General features: G+C 50.6%; 27 protein-coding genes, 1 tRNA gene and 1 pseudogene. 10 read left to right on the forward strand and 19 right to left on the reverse strand.

Translation table 11 applies throughout. The annotated features are described in order from the left end of the window. Positions 1-22: 22 nt before the first annotated feature. The 13 genes from MPF33_00555 to MPF33_00615 form a co-directional block, all read right to left on the reverse strand. Positions 23-295, reverse strand: a complete 273-nt coding sequence (locus tag MPF33_00555) for a transposase (GenBank protein ID MCI2413736.1) — start codon at positions 293-295, stop codon at positions 23-25. Between the two features lie 257 nt (positions 296-552). After that, complete coding sequence (locus tag MPF33_00560; GenBank protein ID MCI2413737.1) at positions 553-702, reverse strand: transposase; 150 nt, start codon at positions 700-702, stop codon at positions 553-555. 128 nt (positions 703-830) lie between these two features. Next, positions 831-1,163, reverse strand: a complete 333-nt coding sequence (locus MPF33_00565) for a hypothetical protein (GenBank protein MCI2413738.1) — start codon at positions 1,161-1,163, stop codon at positions 831-833. 198 nt (positions 1,164-1,361) lie between these two features. Further along, positions 1,362-3,320, reverse strand: coding sequence for a DEAD/DEAH box helicase (locus tag MPF33_00570; GenBank protein ID MCI2413739.1), 1,959 nt, complete (start codon positions 3,318-3,320; stop codon positions 1,362-1,364). Between the two features lie 26 nt (positions 3,321-3,346). Next, the gene (locus MPF33_00575) at positions 3,347-3,673 is read right to left on the reverse strand and encodes a DsrE family protein (GenBank protein ID MCI2413740.1); all 327 of its coding nucleotides are present in this window, start codon (positions 3,671-3,673) and stop codon (positions 3,347-3,349) included. 31 nt (positions 3,674-3,704) lie between these two features. Next, positions 3,705-4,517, reverse strand: a complete 813-nt coding sequence (locus MPF33_00580) for a hypothetical protein (protein MCI2413741.1) — start codon at positions 4,515-4,517, stop codon at positions 3,705-3,707. A gap of 2 nt (positions 4,518-4,519) precedes the next feature. Beyond that, positions 4,520-5,374, reverse strand: coding sequence for an ATP-binding cassette domain-containing protein (locus MPF33_00585; protein ID MCI2413742.1), 855 nt, complete (start codon positions 5,372-5,374; stop codon positions 4,520-4,522). Next, on the reverse strand, positions 5,367-6,131 hold the full coding sequence (locus MPF33_00590; GenBank protein MCI2413743.1) for a peptide ABC transporter permease: 765 nt from the start codon (positions 6,129-6,131) through the stop codon (positions 5,367-5,369). Before MPF33_00590 ends, MPF33_00585 begins: the two co-directional genes overlap by 8 nt. Further along, positions 6,131-7,336 carry an ABC transporter permease gene (locus MPF33_00595; protein MCI2413744.1) on the reverse strand — a complete coding sequence of 402 codons (1,206 nt, stop codon included), beginning with the start codon at positions 7,334-7,336 and terminating at the stop codon, positions 6,131-6,133. The genes MPF33_00590 and MPF33_00595 overlap by 1 nt, the downstream gene beginning before the upstream one ends. A gap of 73 nt (positions 7,337-7,409) precedes the next feature. Further along, positions 7,410-9,788, reverse strand: a complete 2,379-nt coding sequence (locus MPF33_00600; GenBank protein ID MCI2413745.1) for a plasma-membrane proton-efflux P-type ATPase — start codon at positions 9,786-9,788, stop codon at positions 7,410-7,412. Positions 9,789-9,820: 32 nt separating this feature from the next. After that, positions 9,821-10,222, reverse strand: a complete 402-nt coding sequence (locus MPF33_00605) for an SRPBCC family protein (GenBank protein ID MCI2413746.1) — start codon at positions 10,220-10,222, stop codon at positions 9,821-9,823. A 49-nt stretch (positions 10,223-10,271) separates the two neighbouring features. Further along, positions 10,272-11,315, reverse strand: coding sequence for a M28 family peptidase (locus tag MPF33_00610; GenBank protein ID MCI2413747.1), 1,044 nt, complete (start codon positions 11,313-11,315; stop codon positions 10,272-10,274). Further along, positions 11,312-12,235 (reverse strand): tetratricopeptide repeat protein, encoded by a 924-nt coding sequence (locus tag MPF33_00615; protein ID MCI2413748.1) that lies wholly within the window; start codon positions 12,233-12,235, stop codon positions 11,312-11,314. The genes MPF33_00610 and MPF33_00615 overlap by 4 nt, the downstream gene beginning before the upstream one ends. 69 nt (positions 12,236-12,304) lie before the next feature. Here MPF33_00615 and MPF33_00620 point away from each other — a divergent pair, with 69 nt between their 5' ends. After that, positions 12,305-12,778 carry a deoxycytidine triphosphate deaminase gene (locus tag MPF33_00620; protein ID MCI2413749.1) on the forward strand — a complete coding sequence of 158 codons (474 nt, stop codon included), beginning with the start codon at positions 12,305-12,307 and terminating at the stop codon, positions 12,776-12,778. A gap of 10 nt (positions 12,779-12,788) precedes the next feature. Next, complete coding sequence (locus MPF33_00625) at positions 12,789-13,346, forward strand: hypothetical protein (protein ID MCI2413750.1); 558 nt, start codon at positions 12,789-12,791, stop codon at positions 13,344-13,346. A gap of 171 nt (positions 13,347-13,517) precedes the next feature. Here the strand turns inward: MPF33_00625 and MPF33_00630 are convergent. Further along, positions 13,518-14,719 (reverse strand): annotated as a pseudogene (locus tag MPF33_00630) (transposase). Further along, a tRNA-Leu gene (locus MPF33_00635) sits at positions 14,691-14,775 on the reverse strand. Before MPF33_00635 ends, MPF33_00630 begins: the two are co-directional and overlap by 29 nt. Before the next feature lie 136 nt (positions 14,776-14,911). Between MPF33_00635 and prf1 the strand changes: the two genes are divergently transcribed. Beyond that, positions 14,912-15,982 carry a peptide chain release factor aRF-1 gene (gene prf1 / locus MPF33_00640; protein MCI2413751.1) on the forward strand — a complete coding sequence of 357 codons (1,071 nt, stop codon included), beginning with the start codon at positions 14,912-14,914 and terminating at the stop codon, positions 15,980-15,982. Here the strand turns inward: prf1 and MPF33_00645 are convergent. After that, positions 15,979-16,599, reverse strand: coding sequence for a phosphoribosyltransferase (locus tag MPF33_00645; protein ID MCI2413752.1), 621 nt, complete (start codon positions 16,597-16,599; stop codon positions 15,979-15,981). The two genes, prf1 and MPF33_00645, sit on opposite strands and share 4 nt — an antisense overlap. Before the next feature lie 83 nt (positions 16,600-16,682). On the opposite strand from MPF33_00645, the gene MPF33_00650 reads away from it, so the two are divergent. From MPF33_00650 to MPF33_00665, 4 genes are all read left to right on the forward strand, one after another. Then, the gene (locus tag MPF33_00650; GenBank protein ID MCI2413753.1) at positions 16,683-17,486 is read left to right on the forward strand and encodes an S-methyl-5'-thioadenosine phosphorylase; all 804 of its coding nucleotides are present in this window, start codon (positions 16,683-16,685) and stop codon (positions 17,484-17,486) included. Continuing rightward, on the forward strand, positions 17,456-18,226 hold the full coding sequence (locus MPF33_00655; GenBank protein ID MCI2413754.1) for a hypothetical protein: 771 nt from the start codon (positions 17,456-17,458) through the stop codon (positions 18,224-18,226). Before MPF33_00650 ends, MPF33_00655 begins: the two co-directional genes overlap by 31 nt. 14 nt (positions 18,227-18,240) lie before the next feature. Beyond that, positions 18,241-19,089, forward strand: a complete 849-nt coding sequence (locus MPF33_00660) for a polyprenyl synthetase family protein (protein MCI2413755.1) — start codon at positions 18,241-18,243, stop codon at positions 19,087-19,089. Between the two features lie 191 nt (positions 19,090-19,280). After that, the gene (locus MPF33_00665; protein ID MCI2413756.1) at positions 19,281-20,000 is read left to right on the forward strand and encodes a RimK family alpha-L-glutamate ligase; all 720 of its coding nucleotides are present in this window, start codon (positions 19,281-19,283) and stop codon (positions 19,998-20,000) included. A 46-nt stretch (positions 20,001-20,046) separates the two neighbouring features. On the opposite strand, the gene MPF33_00670 is transcribed toward MPF33_00665, so the two are convergent. The 3 genes from MPF33_00670 to MPF33_00680 are packed head-to-tail and all read right to left on the reverse strand — an operon-like array spanning position 20,047 to position 22,002. After that, on the reverse strand, positions 20,047-20,505 hold the full coding sequence (locus MPF33_00670) for an Lrp/AsnC family transcriptional regulator (protein ID MCI2413757.1): 459 nt from the start codon (positions 20,503-20,505) through the stop codon (positions 20,047-20,049). Continuing rightward, entirely contained in the window at positions 20,505-21,494 is a 990-nt protein-coding gene (locus tag MPF33_00675) for an NAD(P)/FAD-dependent oxidoreductase (protein MCI2413758.1), read from the reverse strand. Before MPF33_00675 ends, MPF33_00670 begins: the two co-directional genes overlap by 1 nt. 7 nt (positions 21,495-21,501) lie before the next feature. Continuing rightward, complete coding sequence (locus tag MPF33_00680) at positions 21,502-22,002, reverse strand: hypothetical protein (protein ID MCI2413759.1); 501 nt, start codon at positions 22,000-22,002, stop codon at positions 21,502-21,504. A gap of 56 nt (positions 22,003-22,058) precedes the next feature. Between MPF33_00680 and MPF33_00685 the strand changes: the two genes are divergently transcribed. Genes MPF33_00685 through MPF33_00695 form a run of 3 tightly spaced genes read left to right on the forward strand, consistent with a single transcriptional unit; the run spans position 22,059 to position 23,819 of the window. Beyond that, positions 22,059-22,871: an isoaspartyl peptidase/L-asparaginase gene (locus tag MPF33_00685; GenBank protein ID MCI2413760.1), complete on the forward strand. Its 813-nt coding sequence runs from the start codon at positions 22,059-22,061 to the stop codon at positions 22,869-22,871. Then, a complete protein-coding gene (locus MPF33_00690) occupies positions 22,871-23,407 on the forward strand; it encodes a phosphoesterase (GenBank protein ID MCI2413761.1) in 537 nt (178 codons plus the stop codon). Before MPF33_00685 ends, MPF33_00690 begins: the two co-directional genes overlap by 1 nt. A gap of 31 nt (positions 23,408-23,438) precedes the next feature. After that, entirely contained in the window at positions 23,439-23,819 is a 381-nt protein-coding gene (locus MPF33_00695; GenBank protein MCI2413762.1) for a hypothetical protein, read from the forward strand. Position 23,820: the final 1 nt, after the last annotated feature.

Below are 23,820 nucleotides of genomic sequence, written 5' to 3' on the forward strand. Positions count from 1 at the left end.
GGTTCTGCATAGGTCTAAGGCGTTACTCCCCTTTAAGGGAGATACTCCGTGATGTGAAGAGAAAGGAAAGAGCCAAAGCGTTGACAATCTTCTTCACTCCTAGTTTCACAATGTTTAACGCACTGTTGACGTCGCTGTGAAGTTTACGGCCAAAAGGACAGTTAACGACACTCCTGGGATTTCTGCCAACCTTAACGTTATGGAAGGCGTAGAGCCGCGAAGTATTGTACTCAACAACTAGAAACGCGATTATGCCGTACTCATTCACTATAGCGCCAACTTGCGATAAGACCAAATTTGAAGTGAACTTGTTACCCTTATCCTAGGAATGAAGTAAGGATAGCCCAAGTAAACTGTGGAGACGCCGAGAGACCACAAAGAGTTAGCCAAGTGAGATACTAAAGTTCTGTAAACGAAGAAGCCTACGGTAAAGCTTAGTGATTCTTTTCCTTTCCCTCAGCACTTCTTCCCTATCACTTCTTGGACCTTTTCTGTCTCGCTCTTCAACTCATCGAGTTCGGCGATCTTTTTCTCAAAGTAGAAGTTCGCTCTTCACTGCTGAACCGCGGTAAAAGAGAACAGTACGTTCTCAACAACGACAGTAGCCAACGCGTTTACGCCAAGGTCAATTGACGCAATCTTCTCACCTTTAGGTCTCTCAACTGAATCTCTTTCGCCGTGGACGACGAGAGAGTTCTTCATTGGCTTACGCTTTTCTTTGCTACAGTCCTACCAACGTCAACGAAATGTGGGCGTAAAAGTTGTTACCTTCAACGCGAATCTCCAGTCTACCTTGTGCGCCAAACCACCTTAACCTTCAAAGGGCATCTTCATTTCCAATCCTTCAGAGAGATGACGTGCCTTTCTTCGTCGACCTCATAACGGTCTTGCCTAATGACTAGGATTAATTTTCTCTTACTGTCCTTCCAATAGCTTGGTGGTGAGAAGTGGTTGATAAATGACAGGTCTTTCTTTAGTAAGGAGAAGAAGGACGACCAAGTTGTTCTTCTGAAAACAGCTTGAGCGTTAGCTCTTAGAACCTTCTTGTACTTCTCATAATACTTGTACCACTTTTCCTTAAAGTTGACATTCTTTTGCTGAAAGAATTGTTGCCTCCTCTCGTAGTTTGTCTCGTTCCACAGCTTTGCTGTTGCGTCTGCCAACTTCCTCAGGAAATAGACAACGATTGTTCTAACGCTTTCCTCATCGCGGAAGTAATCGGCTCCCGCTCCTCATCTTGACTAAGTTCACCAGAAGGAAGCGCCATAAAAGGAATGTTTTTCATGTTTAAAACCTTAAAACTCCGCCTTAAAAGGCGAGATTTGTCTTCTTACTTATCAGCATTTATCTGTAACCAACAACTAGGGGAGGTTGACCACGTATTTCCCACTGCCTGCTTTGGCTATGTAGCCCTTTCCGGCGAGCTTATAGAAAACGTCCTTCCCGTACCTGTTCGCGAGCTCCTTGAACTCGAATTCCTTCCCGTAAAACTTTTCGAGAGCCCTCATCATGTCGAACACTTCAGGATAGGTGGAGTAGTACTTCCTGCACAGTCCCTCTGCAGTGTAGCCCCTCTCCTTCAGTACTTGCTTTATCTGTGGCAGTCCTGCCTTGACGCAAAGGTCTAGATCGTCCTTTGCAACGTCCTTTAACTTCAAGGCGGTCTCCCTGTCCAGCCCCAACTGGGCCAGCTTAACCACTTCCATGGGCACACCGTACTTCATCTGCACGTAGACCTTGTAGGCCTTCTCGTAGTCCTTGCCCAAGGCCTTCAATACCCTGTAAAGGGCGAAGGAAATCCACCTGGCGTTGTCTATTACCTCGTTAATGTCCTTAGCGGAGAGCTCCCTGCAGAGGTCAGATATGGGCTCCCCCTGGATCCATCTCTTCAGCAGCTCCTTCCCCTCCTTGCACCCCCTCAAGTTCTGCATCACTGCGCTGGAGTTTACCACTGCGTCAAGCACGTCGAAGGACTCCTGGGAGATCGGGAAAGAGGCTAGGGAGTCGACGTCTATGTAGCTCCACGACACCGCCCTTCCGAGGGAGGTCAAGTATAGCCCGCTGTGCCTCTTCACTAAGTTTAGGTTAGTTAGCCTTTCCAGAACTTGTGCCACTTCCTCTTTCCTTATTCCCTTGAACTTCAAAGAACCCTTAATCAAGTCTGAGAACTCCTTCTCTCCTATCCCCTCTGCCCAGGAGATCATGCCTATGGACAAGTTCTCCACCTTGTAGGATGTCAACTTGGTCTGGTAGGAGTTGGAGAAGAACTTCCCCCTCAGCTCCTCAGCCTCCCTAATGGAACTGGCTACGATTATGGCCATACCCTCCTTATCGTATTTTGGCCTCCCTGCCCTGCCTGCTATCTGCTTGAACTCCATTAGGTCTAGCTCCCTCCAGCCCTTGAACTCCCCCTTCTCGCCGGTGCTGGGCAAGTAGATGTCGTAAAAGACCGTGGCGAACACCGGCAAGTTCACACCTTGGCCCAACGCTGTCGTAGTAACCAAGAAGTTGACGTCCCCGTTCTTTAAGGCGTCTATGATCCTCCTCTTCTCCTCTGGAGGTACTCCACTGTGATACCTCTCGACCTTGAAGCCGAACTTGAGCAAGGTGTCCCTCAATGCCTCTGTGGACTTCCTGCTCCTAGCGAATATGAGGGCGTTTTTACCCAAGTTCTTGATGTACTCCATTACCGAGAGGAGAACTTGTAGCTTTGCGTTCCTGACGTGAGCGAAAGAGTTTAGCGGTAGGTTGAAGTCGTTATCGTAGCACCTCAACACAAACGGGTAGGCCACGCACTCGTGGAGAGGGACAGCTCTCTTATCCTGGGAGATGACTTCGGCGTTTAACCACTTCCTATACTCCTCGAGGTTGGGCAAGGTCGCGCTTAGGGAGATCAAGGGGACGTCGTTGTTCTTGGCCCAGAGGACTATGTTCTCTATAGCCATGCCCCTCTCGCCTTCCACGTTGTGGACTTCGTCTATGAGCACTACGCTGACTTCATTCAGCCACTTGTACTGGTGCCTAATGGCGCTGTCAAACTTCTCGTAAGTAGAGAGGAGGATGTCTGCGTTGAACTTGCCCAGGTCGTCCTCGTAGACTTCCGAGTCCACGTACTTTGCCTTCCTCTTTTCCTTTACTTCCTCGTACACCTCCTTGGCTAGTGCCTTCAATGGGGAAACGTATACCGCTATCCTCTCCCTATTCTCTAGGACGTACTTGGCGAGATAGGTCTTGCCGGAGCCCGTAGGCGCCGAAAGCAGGTAGTTCTTCATGGGGTTTGAGTTATAAGCCTCCAAGAACTTCTGCTGGAACTCGTTCAACTCAAGATTATTAGGTGAGAGCGTTTTTATAACCTTAGGTAGATCCATCCCTCGGCTTGCTTCCTCACTATCTCAGCTACTCCAGACTTCACCACCTTGACGTTTCCCTGTAGGTCCTCCTCCTTTAGACTAAAGGCGTTTATGCTGTTCCTGCACGCCATTACCTCTATTCCCTTGCTGAGGAGCTCTCGTATCGCGTCCTTGTACTCGCTGTCCTTTGTCAAGCCCTTTATTGCGTCCTGGTGAAAAACCACCTCAATTTGGGCTTCTGGCATCTCATTCCTCAAGTTATTGACTGACCTAATTGCCTTGGTTAACGAGTTGTAATCTGAAACTTGAACTACTATCTTCATAGTTATCCTGAAGGCAGCCAGCTTATAATCGTTAGCCCTCGTAGAGCCAGCATGCTACCTTATTCTTATCCTTGACGAACATGGGGGGCATATGCATTACGCATCTCTTAAAGAGCTCTTTGCTGTTCTTAGTTGCGTAGCAGTACTCGTGAAATGGACATCCCCTGTCACTTGGCTTGCCTATCTCTATGACCTCCAGCCTCTCCATCGGCTTGCCTAAGGATATTGTGGAGTTCTTCAAAGTGACGGCATAGGGGTGGAAGAGTTCCCTTTTACCCTCCTCCAGTACCCTACCTCCGTAGATAACGTAAGTCCTATTGCAGAAGTCCAAGTGCTCCGCGGAACTTGTGAAGAGCAAGAGCGAGGACTTGACAAGACTGGCCGTCTTAACAAGGTATTTGATTGCTTTAACCTTGGCCTGCTCCTCAAAGAGCTCTAGGAAATCCTCTGAGATTATTAAGCTTACTTTTCCCATGAACGCTTGCGCCAAGTAGACCTTAAACAGCTCTAGGTCTCCCATCTCGGTCATCTTTTTGTCCTCTATCTGCAGGAAGCTCATTATCGCCTCGCAGTTTCCCCCGTACTTCCTTGCCAAGTACTTGAGGAACTGGCTCGCCTTTACGTTTATCCTTTCCATTTCCCTTGGTATGACCCTTACATGTTCTCTCCTCAACGTACCCTCGGGGTACTTGAATACCTTGCCTTCAAACTTCGTCTTCCCCAAGACAGCGCTAACGAGCTGTTCCTTGTCCTTGTCCCAGTAGCCCAATACACAGGTTATTCCCTCAATTACCATGGACACGTCGTAGAGATTCTTTGAACTCAAGTTCTCTACGACTATCATGGTCACCACGGGTACATGAAACACTTTACATTGCTCTTCCCAACTGAGGTGAACTTAGGTTCCTCCTCTTTGCACTTGAAGCTGGAGAACTTGCAGTTCTCGCTGTACCTGCACCCCTTGCCATCCAAGTTCCTCTCCCCCACGTTACCGCTCAGCAGATCCATGGTATAGGGGTGGTAGGGCTGAAACACAACTTCTTCCCCCTCTTCTACGACCTCCCCCCTGTACACGACTAGGAAGTAATTGGACAGCCTAGACAACACAGCAGGGTCATTGTCTAAGATAAGGAAACCAGAGCTAATAGTCCCCATCAAGTTTATTAAGGCGTTCAGTACCGATGCCCTGCCGTTGTCGTTTAGCTTGTACTCTATGTCGTCGAGGAGTATGTAGTCTGGTTCCAAAAAGGAGGCCATGGCTATTGACACTTTCTTCGCCTCCAATGGTGTGAGATCCAGGGGGTACTTATAGAGGAGCTCCTCTTTTCCTCCTAGAAGGCGTAGGAACTCCTTTGCCAACTCCACTGCCACGTGGTAGTCGCCTAGCCCATGGGACACGACTATCTCGGCAAAGTGGGAGGCCACGTCGTATATTGGGTTAAACGGGGCATATGGATCGTAGAATACCGCAGAAATCCTCGCCCACCTCACCTCGTTCATTTCGACTTCGCTTAAGGATAAGACGCTCTGTCCGTCCAGAAGCACGTCCCCGGAGACTGCCTTCTTTAACCTCAACGCCACGTTTATCGCGTCTTCCTTACCGCTGTCCCTTTGGCCCAGCACCCCGACCCTAGCTCCCTTGGAGAGCTTTAGGCTGAAACACCTCAGCCTATCAGTGGTAACGCAGGAATACTCAAGCATACCTTTTGCTCACCTCATCGGAGATAACGTAGAGCACTACTATCACGATTGCCCTAAAGAGCGCCGGCACTAAGAAGAGCCACCAGTAAGTGAAAAGCCTGGACGCGTTTAACAGGGTAGTGAGAGTGGGGAAGTTCGGATCCCCTACGCCCGCGATAACTCCCATGGCAGTGTAGGTGGATATACCGTCAATTACCGCCGGGAGGAAGAACTTGACGCCCATTCCCTCCAGCGTGGGCAAGTACTGGGGGAGGAGAAGGTAGAGGGGAACTTCTCCGGGTATTTTCGTCAAAAGCGGGGAATAGGAGAAGTACAACTTCTCGCTTACTTGCCTAGCGTAGTTGAACCAGCCCGTCAAAGCCACTATTAGGGCAGTCAAGAAGAAGTTAGCCCTCAGGAAGGTGCCCTCAGAAGAGCCGTAGAACAAGGCTAGGGCGAAGAGGAAGGGTAGCCTTGGGATGGAGTTGAACGCGTCCAAGAACCTCACCATTACCGTCCTTCTCCTCCCGCTGGTCGCGGAGACAAAGCCGTAGGCTAATGCAGTGGAAACCTCTATTACCCCCACCATCCCTCCGAAGATTAGAGTGTCCAGCACGGCAACTGCATTTACGTTTACCATGTTCTTTCCGTTGACGTAAGTACCTAGGGGGAACTGAGGACTTGGGGGAGTAAGAGGTGGGCCATAGGGTAAGTTGTAGAAGGAAAAGAAGAGGGACAACGCTACCACAGCCAGGAAGGCTAATAGGCTGAGCTTCATCACCTTCTCACCCTGGGATCGGCTATTCCGTAAACTAGGTCTGCGAGGAAGTTAGAGACCAAAACTATCGTGGAGTAGATCAACAGGACTCCCTCCACCACCCTTATGTCCCCGGCGTCGACGCTGGTCCCTAGCAGGTAGCCGAGCCCTGGCCACGAGAATATGGTCTCTATAAGGAACTCAGCCACCAACATCTCGACTAGGGCAGAGGATATGGAGGAGAGCGTGACTACCATGAGGTTGCCGAGGACGTGGCGGTACATCACTATGTCCTCGCTTAAGCCCTTGGCCTTAGTGACCAAGGGAGGGGTTGAGAGGACAGTGTACACCACCCTGTTGGCGAAGATGCCTATGTACGAAAAGAAGAGGGACACAGCTGGTAAAACCAGATACGGCAATAGGTCGCCGTTGGGCGAGCCCACTGGGAAGACGGGAAAGTTGTAGTGGAACGCGTAGAGTAGGGCTATGCCTATGACCCACGAGGCTAAGGCGTTACCGATGTACTTCCACTTTTGTATTAAACTCATTGTGAACCCCTTCTTCCTAATGGCGTACATCACCAAGAGGGAGGAAGTGTAAACCGTGGGGGAGAAGGATATTCCGGTCAGAAAACTCGAGTAGGAAAGGGAGGTGAGGATCAAGGAGTCGACGCTGACGCCTTGTTTGCTGAGGCCCATGTTAAACGTTAAGAGGCTAAGGAGTTCGCTAGAGGGAGTGAACTCCTTGACGGTCTCCAAGAGCGCAACAACTGCAACCACTACGACCAAGGAAATGACTAAGCTCGAGAACCTCTTTAACGCGTACTTGTAAATCGAACTGCTCACTGCATTGCCCCTGGAGAGCTCTCCAAGCTCCCTCTCTTGGATCAGCAATATGGTACCCCTGAAACCCAAGGCAGTCCCCAGAAAGATCAGGAAGATAGATGGCACAGACAAGTAGGCAAGCGGCTGCACGTATCCTTTCACCACATAGATGTACAGTTCTGTGTCGTTTAGTTTAAGCGGGTGGACCCCTTGGAATTGCGTTACGCCTTTGCTCGTGATAACAGTCGAGTTGGGATACCCCTTGCTCAGAACTGCCCAGTACTGATACTCCCATCCAGACGGTGGCATAGCTACGCTCGAGTTGCCGTAGTCAACAACGGAAAAGGGGAAGGTTTGTATCGAAAAAAGAGAGGACACGATCCCTAAGGCAAGTAGAGCCAAGGAAACGAGCAGGAGGTAGGGTCTCATAAGCTTTGTTGAGATGAGGGTGTGAGACCATACTTAAAAGGTTACTTCATATTCCCACCGTTTTGAACGATACGTTTTTCACTAGGTCTATCCCCACGGCAAAAGCAAACGAGACTACCAATACCTCTAGCACGTAGAGCAAAGGCAGGGGAGTGACCAAAATGCCCAGCCAGGAGATAAGGACGGTAAAGACAATGTCCGCGACGCTAGACGACATTAGGAAATTGCTTGGCCTAGAAGACCACATGCTCCTCCTTTCCCTCACCACGTAGACAGTGAGTTGCCCGCTGAAGACTAGCAGGTCGAACACAAACGTGTGGATCTCGTCTACATGGAGGCCTTGTACTAACGCTACCCACAGCGTAAAGAAGGACTCGACCACCACCAGGAACGCCAAGATGAGGGACGCGGAAATGAGTTTCCTGACGTCCCACCTCTCCGGGTACTTGGAGTACCTAACGTTGTCTGTAGCGATGGACATAGTGACGAAGTCGTTCAAGAAGAGCAAGAGTATGACGTCAAAGGGCGTTGTGACGAAGAACCTAACTACAAAGAAGGACAGGGTGAGGAACAAGACAACTTGGAGGGTCTTGATGATCTTATTCAAGGTGTAAGTCAGCATCCTTTGGTATATTTTCCTCCCGGACCTGATAGCCTCCACTATGTCGGTGAGCCCCTCGTGGGTCAACACCATACTAGCAGAGGCCTTGGCCACGTCGGTAGCGTTGTACACCGCTATCCCGACTTCCGCCTGCTTTAGCGCAGGAGCGTCATTTACCCCGTCCCCTGTCATGCCTACTATATGGCCTGTCTTCTGAAGGCTCTTGACTATAAGGTACTTGTCCTCGGGATACACCTCCGCAAAGACGTCGCACTCTTCTATCTTTTTGACTTGTTCCTCCTCTCTCAGGGTCTTTATTTCCCTTATGTTACATATACTCTCTCCTATCCCCACCTCCTTCGCTATCTCCCTTGCTATGAGCTTGTTGTCCCCTGTAATCATCTTGGGCTTCACGCCTAGGCCCTTGATCTCCTCCATGAACTGCTTACTGTCCTTCCTCGGCCTGTCGTAGAGCGGAAGGATCCCCACGAGCTTCAGCTCTCCCTCTTCCTCTCCTACTGCCACTGAGATGGTTCTAAACCCCCTGGAGGCCAAGTCCTCCAAGACCTTGAAGTACCTCTCGTCGTTTACGTTTGCCAGTTGGGCTATTACCTGGGGTGCCCCCTTCGTCACCCTAATCGTTTTCCCCTCTAATTTCACTACCGCCTCAGTCCTCTTGGTGGAAGGGTCAAAGGGCCTAAAGTCTACCCTTTCGTAACGCTCAACCTTCACGTTGTTCTCCCTCAAGCACGTTATCACGGCGTTGTCTATTGGGTCTTGGCTAGCCTCATCGGAGGCCATATAGGCGTACTTGACCACGTCTTCCTTGCCAAAGCCCTCCCAGGGGACTGGGTCTCCAATCCTAAGCCTGTTCTCGGTTATCGTCCCAGTCTTGTCCAAGTTAAGCACGTCCATGGAGGCTGCGTCTTCAGCGGCGGTAAGCCTAGTGACGAGGATCCCCTTCTTTGACATCTCCAGGGCACCAAGGGCCATCGCTATGGTAAAGGTCGCGGGTAGGGCAACTGGGACGGAGGCTATTAACACTATTAGTGAAAAGGGTAGGACGTCGGACAAGCTTACCCCAGAGATGAGGGAGTACGCTGTTAACGCTAGCACCAAGACCACGTCTATGGCAATTAGGTACTTAACTATATTGAGTATTAGCTTCTCCAAGTGCGACTCAGCCCTGGCCTTTTCCACCAGCTCAGTTGTCTTGCCGAAGTAGGTCTTAGCACCAGTAGCTATAACTACTCCATCTGCCTCTCCTCTCCTCACTATCGACCCTGAGTAGGCCACGTTCCCCCTGTCCTTAGCCACGGGGAGCGACTCCCCTGTAAGTGTAGACTGGTCTACGGAGACCTCGCCCTTCAATATCTTGACGTCAGCTGGCACTATGTCGCCAAGTCTTATGTGCACTACGTCCCCCGGCACTAGGAACTTTGCTGGGATCAGCTTCCACTTACCATCCCTCAACACCCTTGCTTGTACGCTGAGCTTCTGCCTCAGCAACTCCACTGCGTTCTCTGCCCTATGCTCTTGGATAAAGGAAACCACGGAGTTGAATACCAAGAGGAAGGCTATTATGTACATGTCTAGGTACTTTCCCAGCACGTAGGTTAAAACTATGGTAACCTCGAGCATCCAAGGTACTGGGGCCCAGAACTTCTTCAAGAACTTGACGGCGGGATTTACCTTTTTCTCCTTGACCTCGTTAAAGCCGTACTTCTCCAGCCTCTTCTTTGCCTCCTCTTCGCTGAGACCCTCTGGCGACGTACCCAGCTCTCTGAGCACTTCATCAATGGACTCCTTTTTGTAATCAGTCATAAGTATTAGATCTCTGCAACGCATTAAAACTCTTAACTTTCCTTGGCCCTTTTCGCTATCCTCTCTAGGGCGTGCTCCGCGCCTAGTTTGAAGTGTTGGTAGTTCCTCCTCTCCAAGAACCTAATCAGAGGCGAAGTCTTGACCTTCCAATGGGATAATATCTCCCTTTCTGTGACCCTCACTTCGTTAAACCCGACGATTATGCCCTTCAAGAACTCTATCCTCAATACCCTGTTACTGTCGTCTACCGTTATCCTCACCTCAGAGGTTGAGGGGAAGGCAAACCTCACCTTCCCCTCGTAGTGGTCGCCTACTCTCCTCACTTCGAGCTTCGAGACTCCCTTCCAGAACTCGGGTATTGAGTAGACGTCGCTGGCTACCTTCCACACTTTTTCTGGGTCGTCTATTTCCCTGGAGACCACGAACTCTATCACTCCTGCTCCCTCCTCGCCCCTTTAGTTTCTTCCACGCAAATCCCTCTCTTCACGCCCTTTTAAAGACTGAAGTCAACCCCTTGGGCACTATTGCCCCCCTCCTCTCCTTAAGCCCGGAGTAGAGGAAGAACTTCCTGTCGAGATATTCCCTGTCCCTTGAGTCCAGGAACTCTATGGCCCTCTCCAAGGACGCCTTTAGCTTGAGGAAGTACTCTTCGTCTCCCTCGACTGGCAAGTCAGCGTCAGAGTGGTAAAGCGGAATTAAATCGTCGTTGTACAAGACCATTGCAGGGTACCCTTCCATCACATAAGGGAAATGGTCGGAGAAAGGCGTCGGCATCTCCACCCTCTTAACCTTGAAGAACGACGAGAGCTCCCAGAGGTCTGGGGTTGAGGAGAAAACGACCCTGTCCGGGAATAGGGCGTCTAAGGAGATCATGACTAAAGTGTCCTCCTTTGGGTGCTGGAGTGAACCAGTACAGCACCTAGGCCCCTCCTCCGACGAGAAGAAGACGAGCTTAAGACCGTGGTTCCTCAGCCTAGGCCTAAGGGAAAGGGCCAGCTCCACGGAAAAGAGGTTGTCGTGGAAGCCAGTGAGCCAGTGGTCTACGTGTGCCCCCACCACGATGTAGTCCTCCCCCTCCTTTAACGTCACCTCTAGGTTGTAGGACGTCGCCTCCTTGAGCTCCGCCTCTCCGCAGAGCTCCACGTAGCCCTCCACTTCCCTGTCCACGGAGAAGGCTATTGGACTAGGCTTTGGTAGGGAAATCCTCCTAAGCTTGTTGTCCACTATTACAAGCCCCTCGTAACCCTCTGGCTGAGATAGCTCAAAGGGATGGGATGGCATCCTGACTACCTTTATTTCCCTGCCCACCTTGCCCTTGACACAGCCCGAGGTGTAGGGCATTAGGGCTCCCCTTACCCTCTCCCCGTTCAAGTAGACTTCTTCCCTTCTAACTTCCCAGAACTTGGTCTTTACCTTCACCTTCTTCGCATCCTTAAATACCTTGCTAAGCCTTTCGAGTATCCTCCTCTCCACGTCTCCCCCGTGTATTGCCTCTCCCAAACCCATTAGCTCCCTGGCTAGCCTCACTTCCCTTCAGCCCTCCTTACGTATTCCTCGTAGTACTTTACTGCCAACCTCAAGTTCTCCACCTCGTTCTCGACCTTTGACAGCTCTACGTAGGCCCTGGCTAGGAAGAGCGGGTCCTTCAGCTTCTCAGCAATGGTTATGGCCCTCTTCAAGAGCTCCACTACCCCAGTCCTCTTGTACACCTCGTACAACAGCTGTAGGTGTTCCTGGCTCTCGTCCTCTACCTCTTCTAGCTTTGACGCCGCCTCGTATACCAGCTCCGGCCTGTACTTGGAGAGTACGAGGAGGGCCCTGGCCTCTCCCCTGAGGTCCCCCACCCTCCTGAAGAGCTCTAAGGCTTCTGCAACGTCCTTCTCCTCCCCGGAAGAGAGAAGGGCCTCGGCCAACAGGCGGTCGTCCTTCAGGAACTTCGACACCTCTATTGCCTTCTTCACGTATTCCTTCCTGCCCCTCCTCGCCAAGAGTATGTACGCGACGGCCAAGTCCTCGTTTGGTATCTCGAAGCTCTCCAGTATGTCCTTTGCCTCCTCTACGTACTTCCCTCCCCTGGCTAAGCATACCTTCGCCAGCAACCTCTTTGCCTCTCCCTTTACCGAAGTCCTCAAGGAGATGGCTTCCTTTAGGGCGTCGTACGCCTCTTGGTAATCCCTCAGCTTCATGAGTGCCATTGCCTTGTTCAGCAGTATAACTCCCCTGCTCTCCTCGTCCTTTGCCCTCTTGTAGGCCTCGTTAAAGGCTTCGAGGGCCTTCCTGGCGTCACCTTTCTCCAAGTAGCAAAGCCCTAAGAGGTTGAGGGACCCGCTGTCCTTCTTCTCGAGGTCCTCGAGTATGGATATCGCGGAATCCAAGAGCTCCGGCTCCCTCGTCCTCTTGTACCTCTCGAAGAGTTCCACTGCGTTGGCAAGGGTATTCCTCTTCACGCGTTAAGTTATGGTATTAAAGAAAATAACCCTTGAAGACCTTTAATAGCTGTAATTAGCCATCATCTTATGTTGAGCCACCAGAGCGTCTACTCCTTAGCAAAGAACTTCAAGGGATTCTCCGAGGAGAGCGTTAGAGAAAATGGCTACGACTTAAGGATTTGCGGGGACAAGTACTACGAGGTGGAAGGAGGGGCAACACTCCCAGACTCGGCTTCCTCCTTGAAGGAGCTGGAGTTCAAGGAGTACGCAGAGCTTGAGCCCCTAAGGACTTACCTGTTCGAGTCCTGCGAAGAGGTGGCGATGCCCGCAGACGTGGCCGGGGCAATGACGCTGAGGAGCACCTTTGCCAGGAACGGGTTCGTCTCACCACCCACAGTGGTGGACGCAGGATACAGGGGGAAGATAACTATTGCGTTAACCTCCTTCTACAAGGCGAAGCTTAGGAAGGGGACTAGGGTAGTGCACCTAGTCTTCTTTAGGCTTGACGAACCAGCGAAAATGCTTTATTCGGGGAAGTACCAAGGAGGAAAGGTCATCTAGAGGGTTAAGCTTGTCGAGGGTGGAATACGCCTTCAAGGAGCTGGTCTCCAGGCTACCGATTATACTGCCCGTGATAATAATATCAGTGGTGGCCTTCCTCCTGGAATTAGTGCTCCTGCGTTTCTTCCCTTCCCCGCTCACCAACGTGATAGTGTACCTCATAGAGGGGATAGCGTTCTCCCTTGAGGCGGGGATGGCGTTCTCAGGTTACATGATATCCCCTAGGTTGAGCGACGTGGTAAGCGACGTGAACTCGAGGCTTGGCTCAGTAATAGCCCTCGGTGTAGTGCTTGGGGTGTTCCTGCTCGCCTTTTCCTTCTTGCCCTTGTCCTTGTTGGTCGACGCCTTATCCCTATCCTTTCTGTTCCTCTCTTACCCTTTCGTGTATAGGTCAAGGCTAAAGGGCGTTGGGAAGGCCCTAGATTGGCTCAGTAACTCCCTCCAGAAGGATCCCGTGTCCTTTCTCGTGGTCTACATAGCCTCAGTTCTGTCCTTCTTTCCTGTTGTCGACATATTAACAATACCTTACGCTGTAATACTGTCATACGTCCTGTACAGAGAGGTGTAGTATCTTAGGGGTTATAACAACGGGAAATGGGGCCTCTTACAAAACAGCCGTATTGGAACTAAAATAAAGTACGTCCTTCAGCTTCTTGTCACTTGCAAGCTGTTATTCTGGTTCCTAGGGTCTCATGAGGGAGTGAGGTTAAGATAGGGAAGGACAGAGTACCGTTTGTCTCTACACTGTCCTTCCCGTCATTTTATTGACACTCAAGGTCAAGTGTAGAGACTTAGCCCTCAACCACCTACCTAACCTTAAGGTAGGAGGGTTATGGGACTCTTCGAGCTCAACGGCACGGGGCTCACATTACCAGCCTTCCCTAAAAGATTATACAAAGCAACTGCATCCCTATGCCACTTTTCTCTTCCCTTATCACAAACACCCAACCCTTGGAGCAGAGTCCCCATCCGGTGAGTAAACAATTTTACACTCGTGTATAGGGCATACAGAAGAAGTATAAGCGGGATTAACTAGTAACGCTGGTACACCAAACTCCCTAGCCTTCTCAACAATAGCACTCTTTAAAGAGGCAAAAGCTGACTTATAAATCCTATCCCTCAACTGCTTATCCTTAATATCTCGAACTATTTTTCCGGAGTATTCTTAGGCAAGTCCTCTAAAACTATGCCCTTACTCTCTCTCCAAGTGCTTCCAAAACAATTAACTTAGCCAACTTCCTTCTAATGTCTAACTTCTTAAACCTCTCTCATCTTTAAAGCCCTCTTAGCCTCCCTAGTCTTCGTTGACCTATCACTCTCAATCTTCTTCCTCTTATAAGCATATCCAAGAGTTATCCTCTTAATGTTAGTCTCTACCAATAATGGCTTACCATCTAGCAGTAGGGAAACGTTATTCTCATTTAACTCAAACTGATATATACTCTTTAGCATCGTAAGGCTTTGATGATTTCTTAAAAACTAAGTATAATTTTACCACGCTCCCCTTACACAGTTTGAAAGATGATTCACTAGCTAAAACCCAACCGTTATTGTAATACTTCCAAAAGAGTTTTGTGAAAAATGGTTCTAGTGACACCCAACCATCCTTTGTCGAGATTCTCACCTCGCTCAGTGAAAACTTCCATAAGTGATCATCTCTAAGTGCACAGAGACGTTCTTTAACTCCGGCTTATCAGTATAAGCCTTACCTTGTTTCTTCCTCTTCATAAAACTCTTTAACCTAATGCTTGCATCTTCACAAGCAGTGTAAATGTAGTGTGATGGTAAAGAGGAATGTTCATTCCTCTCTTGCTTGTAAATGTTAGCCCTTAGCAACGACTTTACCTTATTCTTCAAACCACATTCTGTAACCTCTTGCAATACTTCTTTCAATCCCTTTTGGCATGCATCGTGCGGGGAGTGGGACTTGAACCCACGCAGGCCTACGCCAGTGGAGCCTCAGTCCACCCCCTTTGGCCTAGCTCGGGCATCCCCGCAATTTAAAATCCTCTTCAAAACCTAAAAACGTTTTCTATCCGTCTCGTGCTTCTCACCAACTTTTTAAGTGGAGACTCACTAATTTCTTCTGATTAGGGATGAGTCTTTGACAAGTACGTCCTAAGTAAGCAGGAGTTGAAGACCCTGTTAAGGGAACTCAAGAAGTGGTCTGCCCCCGCCACAGTCCTTCTCTCGCTCTATATACCTCCTGGTAGGCCGATCTCAGACGTAGTGAACATGTTGAGGCAAGAGGCGTCGATAGCCCAGAACATCAAGCTAAAGAGGACTAGGGACGCTGTTGAGGCTGCAATATCTGGCGCAATAGACAGGCTGATGAGCTTCTCAAAGGTACCGGACAACGGCCTAGTCCTCTTCTGCGGTGAGAACTTCGACACGGAGGAGTACAAGTGCTACGTCTTCTCTCCTCCAGAAAAGGTGACTGTGTACTTCTACAGGACGGACAAGTACTTCCACACTGAGTTCCTAGAGGACATGACCGAGGAGAACGAGGTCTACGGGCTCATAATAGTGGAGAGGGACCAGGCGACCATAGGCATCCTAAGGGGTTCTAGGATACTCGTCCTGGAGGAGTTCGAGGGATTCGTTCCAGGCAAACACATGATGGGAGGTCAGTCGCAACGAAGAATAGATAGGATCATCGAGGAGATGTACCACAACTTCCTCAAGGAAGTAGGGGAGAAGGTGAACCAGCACTTTGTCCCCCTCCTTGAAGAGGGCAAGCTTAAGGGAATCCTGCTGGGAGGGCCAGGCTACGCCAAGAAGGACTTCTTCGACGGCGACTACATGGACTATAGGCTTAAGAAACTTGTGCTCGAGCCCCTAGTAGATCTCGGAGACCAGGGAGAGGCAGGACTGAGGGAGATGGTGATGAGGATGAAGGATGTGCTGAAGTCCCAGAAGTACGTAGAAGTTCAGAACTTGATGGACGAGCTCAAGTACCACTTGGCAAAGGACGACGGCCTCATAGTCTACGGCCTCGACTACATAAAGAAGGCGCTCGAGATGGGAGCTGTTGACAGCCTAATAGTGTACGACGAGGAAAACCTTGAACTGCAGAAGGTTATCCAAGAGGCTGAAAAGTACGGCACCAAGGTGTACGTGGTGGGGGACGAGTTACCAGAGGCGGAGTGGATAAAAAAGACGTTCGGAGGGGCTGTTGGAAAGCTGAGGTTCAAGGTAGACTAGAGGATTTTTCTCCTCCTCATTTCCTCCAATATCTTGCTCAGGGGGATTGGTGGCTCTATGCCGTAGCTCTCCCTGAACTCCTTCTCCAACTGGGAAAGCTCCATCTCCCCCTTCTCCGCCAAGATCTTCCTGACTAGGTTTATCTCGTCCTCCCAGTAGTTCCAGGGGTACATAAACCACGCCCAGTCAGTTACCTCGAAGGCGTAGAAGTCAGGGACGTACTTAGAGGAGGGTTTGATGTGCTGCATTGTAGCGGTCTTGACGTCAAGGGGGTTGAAGTTCTCCCTCACGTACTTCTCCGCTAGGATTAGGCTGTCCCCTGTGTCCGTTATGTCGTCTATGATTATCACCCTCTTACCGCTCAAGTCGACCTTAAAGGGGTACTTTATCTTTGCCTCGGGCGTATGGGATGCAGTGACTACCCAGTGCTCTACCTTTATGGAAAGGACGTCTGTTATACCGAGGACGTCCGCCACCAGCCTCGAGGGCACTAGTCCCCCTCTCGCCACTGCTATTATGACGTCAGGGGAGTACTTGTCCCTTATCTTCTCGGCTAGGTCGGTTGACCACTGGACTACGTCCTCCCATTTTACAACCTTCACGGGGATTTTTGGCAAGTTATATTACCCAAAATATCTGAAAATAAACATTAATCAAATTTTTGGTTTAGACTTTAATACTAGGTTTACAACTTTTCCCTATGCTCAACTACGAGAAGGTGGACGTGGCGATCATCGGCGGTTCCGGGATTTACGACCCCAAGATTTTTTCTGACTCCAAGGAGATAAAGGTGTACACGCCGTATGGCGACACCAGCGACCTCATAACCGTAGGCACAGTGGAGGGAAGGAAGGTAGCCTTCCTTCCTAGGCACGGCAGGAGGCACAGGATACCCCCGCACAAGATAAACTACAGGGCGAACTTGTGGGCCCTCCACGAGCTTGGGGCGAAGTGGGTGATATCTGTCTCCGCTGTGGGTAGTTTAAGGATGGACTACAAGCCAGGGGACTTCGTAGTGCCAGACCAGTTCATAGACATGACAAAGGGAAGGCAGTACACCTTCTTCGACGGCCCCGTTGTAGCACACGTCTCCATGGCTGACCCCTTCTGCAATAGCTTGAGGAAGGTGATAATAGGAGCGGCGAGGGACCTGGGCATAAACACTCATCCCTCTGGCACCTACATATGCATAGAGGGGCCTAGGTTCTCCACTAGGGCTGAGAGCAAGGTATGGAAGGAGGTCTTCAAGGCCGACATAATAGGCATGACGCTAGTGCCAGAAGTCAACCTGGCCTGCGAACTGCAGATGTGCTACGCTACTATAGCCATGGTCACCGACTATGACGTCTTTGCAGACATCCCGGTCACTGCAGAGGAAGTGACCAAGGTAATGGCCGAGAACACGGAGAAGGCCAGGAAGCTTTTATACGAGGTAATAAAGAGGTTACCAGACAGGCCAGAGGAGTGTTCGTGTTGCAATTCCCTAAAGACAGCTCTAGTTTGATCTCAAAGCTCAAACCCAAGGACTTACCCCTAGGTAACTACTCCCTTGTAGCGTACGGAAGGGGGATGGAGCTACCCGCCTTCACGTACGAGAGGGCGAAGATAGAGCTTGAGGGAAAAGTGGTAAAGGTAGTCCCGCTCCACGAGATGCTCTTCCTCGAGGATGCTTACGCGGACGAAAAGGACGTCCTAGTGTTCGCCAACGATCAGAGCGAGGTAAAGGAGACCTTAGACAACTTGTGGTCCCTGGAGATCAACGCAGACCTCTTCACCTGTGGCAACGTGGAGGGGAAGGGAGGCGTAAGAGTGCAACAGCTAAAGGAGGAGCTCTGCGAGGTCAATTTGTCCCTCTCCGTCCTAAAGTCCGCCTTAAGTTCCTCTACCTCGGCCAGGGCGAGGAGGTTGTTAGAGGAGATGGACTTCTCTGACCTCAAGGAATGGGCGGAGAGGAAGGCTATGGAGATTGACCCCGAACTTGACGTGATCCTCTCCCCGGTGTTGATGCCAGCCAGGTCTTTGGTGGAGGAAAACATAGGTAAAAACGTTAAAACCTATTACGATACAAACTTTTATAATTCAAACGTGATATTTACTGGGATAGACGCCTTGACGATGAGAAGAATTTCTTTTCAGCTAAGGAAGAATTCGATGAAGGTCAAGGAAGTTCTCCTTGACGTAGACCCCTTGATGGCACCAATATACTTGACAATAATATCTTATATAATAAAGTTAAACAAATAAGTGAAGGGATTGCTGTGGACGTCCTGGAGTTCTGGGCGAAGAGCAAGCAGACTATCGACGAGATAATCAGGGGCTTCCTTGCCGACATAAGGGACTGGGAGACGCTGGAGGTAAGCAAGTACATAATGAACGACGGAAAGAGGTTCAGGGGGACAATGATGCTCCTCTTTAACGACGCCCTCGGAGGGAGGGAGGAGGACGCGTACCCTGGGGCGCTGGCAACGGAGATCCTCCACTCCGCCTCACTCGCACTAGACGACATAGTGGACTACGACGAGACCAGGAGGGGAAAGAAGGCAGCGTGGGCCGTTTACACAAACAGGAAGGTGATCTTCGTCTCCAACTACTTAATACCGACAGCCCTCAACATCATCTCCCGATACGGTAGCAAGGCCCTCAACATAAGCATAGAGCTCTGGAAGGACACATCAGTGGGGGCACTAAAGGACTTATACGGGGACAAGTCGGAGTACCTCAAGACCATAGAGCTCAAGACGGCCAGCCTCTTCAAGCTTCCGACAATGTTGGCGTCCTTTTCCTCCAAGAGGGAAGACCTTGTGGACAGACTAATTGGCCTAGGGAAGCACTTGGGTATCATATACCAGTTGGTGGACGACTACGTGGACTGCGTCTCTTTGGACAAGGAGAACTTGGTGGGGAGCGCGAGGCAACTCTTCGAGCTCACGCAGGGCAAAGTTGACCCCTTCGTATCCCTTATGGTAGAGGAGCACAAGACGGAGTACTTAAAGGTCCTCGACTCCATTCCGGTATCCCCAGAGCTAAAGGACACCCTGTACGCACTGCCGGACTTTTTGGCGTACGGTCTCCTCTCAGAGGCGGGAATAAAGAATAAAATGTTTTAGGTCGCGTTAAATCTTGGTGAAAAGTCATAAGGATTGCGGTCATCCACGAGTCTCAGAAGGTCACAGAGGCTTCTAAGCAGTTATTACTCGAGATAAAGAACAAGGGCCACGTCGCCTACTACGTTAGGCCTTCAAAGCTGAGTGGTATAATAGAGAAGGACGGGATAACCTTCACCTATGCAGGGAGAGAGGTGAGCTTTGACGGAGGGATCTTGAGGAACTTGGGCTTCATAGTCACTACCGAGCAGTTGATGAAGAGGATAGACGTACTAGAAGAGATGAGGACCTCCGGGGTGTACATAGTAAACAGGCCCTCTTCCATGTTGCTGGCGAGGGACAAATTCAGGAGCCTAATGGTGCTGAAGAAGAACAACATACCGGTTCCGGAGACTGCGTTAGTGGAGGACCCAATTGAGGCAATGAGGCTAACGGAAAAGTGGGGAGAAGTAGTGATAAAGCCCGTGGTAGGGAGCCTCGGCTTGGGCTCGGTAAAGGCCAGCGATCCAGACATTGCCTTTAGGGTGGCAAAGTCGATCTTGGCCATAAACCAGCCAGTTTACATCCAGAAGTACGTGAAGAAGCCAGGGAGGGACATTAGGGCCTTCGTGGTAGGGGGCGAAGTGCTGGGGGCGGTCTACAGGATTTCCCCCAACAACTGGAAGACAAACGTGGCTCAAGGCGCAACAACCCAAGTAATGGTGCCACCAAAGGAGATAGTGGAGCTGAGCGTGAAGGTCAACGAGGTCCTCGGCTTGGAGTACTCCGGCATAGACATAGTGGAGGATTTGGAGGGGGGCTACAAGGTACTAGAGGTCAACGGAGCTCCCCTTTGGAAGGGGTTCATGACTGCCACGTCCATTAACCCCGCAAAGTACATAGTGGAGCACGTCATAAGAAACGGTAGGAAATGAGGAAAAAGCAAACCGTCTGAGAAGTGATGTGGAGCTCTCGCCCTGATCACTCCTCGAACATCCTTTTTTCCTTGATAGTCCTCAACACGAACATGGTGTAAGTTGAGGTCACGCCGGGCATGTTGCCTATCCTGTCCAGCACCTTTGCCAACTCCTCTTTGGCGCTCACTCTGACCTTGAGTAGAGCGTAGTACTCCCCAGTGACGTCGTATATCTCGTAGACCTCCTTCATGTTCCCTATCTCCCTGAGCACCTCTTCGTACCTCTTTGGATCTGCCTTTATGAGGACGAAGGCAAGGACGTTTAACCCCACCTTCTCCAAGTTGACGTCTATAGTGAAGGTCCTTATAACCCCTGACTCCCTGAGCCTCCTGACCCTCATGTGGATGGTCGACTCGCTTAGGTTGAGCATCTTAGCTAGCTTCGAGTAAGATATCCTAGAGTCCTGTTGGAGTATGTTCAGGATTTTCTTGTCGACGTCGTCTAGGTAGTAAAAATCGTTCATTAAAATATCATCCTCCCGAATAATTTAAGCAGATCTATTTTACTGAACTCGCCCATGGAGAACTTTATTACCAACTCAGGGTCAGCCTTCAGTAATACCCTTTCAAGTCCCTTGACTGAGTTTGTCCTCTTGGCGTGGGCTATTACCCTCGCATGAACCTTTAGACTGGAGTAGAGCTGGCTGGACGTGAACTCCTTCCTGAAGTCCTTACCCTCCAGGATGGACTTGGCCATTATCTTAGAGGAGATTATGGAAGGCCTTATCCCCTCGCCCGTGACCGCGTACACTGTGCCCAAGGCCTCCCCCACGTAGTCACCGTTAAGCCTCTCCTCCACTATGCCATAGTCGTTCACCCTGGCCCCTTGGAAGCCCTTTACCCTCCCCTTGAGTATGGTCTTTAGCCTCTCCTTTAGGAAGTTTACGTCTGCGTAACCCCCTATGCCTATTTTAGCTCCATCCCTCTCCGGGAAGACCCAACCGTAGCCCAGGAGGTCGGAATAGAAGTACATCTCCACTATTTCGGGGTCAATGTTATAGTCGGTCATGTACTGTATCGCGGGTATCGTGTACTCCTTAGGCAGGGAGTAGTGCCCTGTGGCGTATATCACCTTATCTGCCTTTAGCTCTTCCCCGTTGACGAAAACCTTTCCGTTCTTCGTCACCACCTTGGCGTTGAACTTAACGTCAACCTTCTCCGCCAAGAGCTTAAGGAACAGCGGCTTGTCAACTATGTAGCCGAGCTTCGACTTCTTCCCCACTTCGTACAGCAACTTGTTGTCTAGGTATACCCTAAACCCCTTGATCTCGCTTATGACGCTCTCCTTTGAAACGTCTATTACCTTGTCTATGTCTGAGAGCACCCCCCACGCACAGGGCTTAACGCCCAAGGTGGAGAGGCCCTCGTATACTGTGACCTCGTGCTTGGAGCCCCTTAGGAAGTAGGCTAGCGATATCCCGGCTGGCCCTCCTCCCACTACTGCAATCTGCATAAAAATATCACTCTTTAAAGTACAAATAAGCTATTATTCCTAGCGTAATAAACCCGGAATACAAGACTATAAGCTCGTAGAAGTTGTGGAAGAACCTCCCTATTATCGCCCCTATTATCACCACGATCAACATGGCCACGTAGCCGTTGCCGAACTTGATCAAGTCGACCCTCAAGAGGTTGCCGATCAAGGGCCTTAACAGGAACGCTAGGCTAACCACGAACGGTATGGAAAAGGCCAACGTCACTAGGGCGTAGTCCTTTGGCTTCATTGGGAGGTCTAGGAATACCGCCAAGCCTAGGCCAAAGGCGAATATCCCCGTGAAGAACGTGGACACCACGGCGTTGTTCAGGCTTTCCCAAGGCTTGTACTGGAGGAACAGGTAGAGGGCTATAACAAAGCCCACAACAGACCCACCTACAAAACCGTAGAAGGAACGGACGAAGGCAGGGATAGCAGGCAATAACACGAGTAGGATGGCGATTGACGTAGTTTGCCACTGCTTCATCTTGGTCGTTGGTTAATAGTTAACAAAAATAAAAATATCTAATGGTAATATAACGCGTGAAGTACAGTCAGCCAGTCCTCCTAGTCCACGGAGGCGCGGGGAGCTGGAAGGAAAGGGAACACGACGTCGTCCTAAGGGAAATAAGGCGGGCCCTAGATTACGGCTACGATTTCTTTTCCAAGGGGAGCGCTATTGAGGCGGTGGTGGAGAGCATAGCGTACATGGAGGACTCGGGTTACTTTGACGCTGGCAAGGGTAGCTACAAGAACGCGTTGGGCGAGGTCGAGATGGACGCGGGGATAATGCACGGCAACGCCATGAGGGTGGGGGCAGTGGCCTCAGTGAAGGTGAAGAACCCCATAAGGGAGGCCCTAAAGGTCATGTTAGACGGCAGGCACGTGCTCATGACGGGGAAGGTTGAGGAGGCGTTGACCATTGGCAGGGGGCTCCACGACGGGGATACGGTCGGGGCAGTGGCGCTGGACAAGGACGGGAACCTCGTGGCTGGCACGAGCACTGGCGGGATAAAGGGGAAGTTGCCCGGCAGGGTAGGCGACTCCCCTATTCCCGGGGCTGGCTACTACGCGACGAGCAACGTTGCAGTTTCCTCCACGGGGATAGGGGAAATCATACTGAGGGTTCTGCCAGCGAAGGAAGTCGACATACTGGTGTCCATGGGGTTCACTGTGGAGGACAGCGTGAGGAGCGTGGTCAACAAGGTGACGGAGCTCTTTGGGAAGGACAACTTGGGTATGATAGCCATAGACAGTAGGGGCCACGCTACTGCGTTCTTCAACACCAAGGGTATGCCTAGAGGAATTAAATACCCCGGAGGAGAAAAGATTCTCTTGTTTGAAGGTGAAATCTAATGAAGCTACTAGTCATGAGCAACATAAGGTTCCCCGAGCCTCACATAGAGAGCACGCTCTCGTCAATAGTGAAGAAGGAGGAGCCCGAGGTAATAGTCCTCAACGGCGACACCACTCAGTGCTACTGGGACTACGAGTGCCCAAGGGTAATAGACGTCCTGTACGTGATTAGGAGCATAGCGCCGTGGGCACAGATAGTCTACATCCAGGGGGACATGGACCCCCACGCCATCAAGTGCATCATGGCAGAACCGAGGTACAGGGAGGAAATAATAGGCACTACCATGTACGTGGCCGACGTTTCCTCGGTTAAGTACTACATAATGCACGGGCACCAGGGGGAGGTTGATCAATTGAGGAAAGACCTGAAGGCGGGGCCGTGGGACTGGATAGTTGTAGGCCAGCAAAAGAGGCTGGAAATAGACAAGTTGGCCAGGGTCATCTACACGGGAGGGATAACCAGGGAGTTCCCGCAGGAGACCAGGGGCTACTTGGTCATAACCGACTCCAACCACTACATAAGGACGCTTAGCTAAACGTTTTTAACTCGTCGGGTTTTACCCCTTTATGGAATCCGATTACAGGCCAGTTGTAGCCATATTCTCCGCGAAGCTCGAAGAGAACACAGACTTCTTCAGGACTTTGTTAAGGGAAGTGAGGGCTTTGAAGGGCAAGAAGATCATCGTGCACGTCTTAGAAGACGTGGAGTACTGGGACTTCTTGGCGTCGACAAGGGAGGCGATACTGGACAACATAGACCTCGGGCTCGAGATCTACGTCTGGAGGACGAGCGACTTGGACAAGATGCTCAAGAAGGTACAAGAGGAGAAGGACATTAAGGGGGTCATAATGGTCTGCGGTGAAGAGAACAAGTACGCGTTGAGGAAGGTGCTAGACAGCTTACCGAACTCAGTAAAGGCAAATATGCTCAAGGACTTATGTAAGTAAT

Origin of the sequence: Candidatus Aramenus sp. CH1 (assembly GCA_022678445.1) — an archaeon.
Classification (GTDB): domain Archaea; phylum Thermoproteota; class Thermoprotei_A; order Sulfolobales; family Sulfolobaceae; genus Aramenus.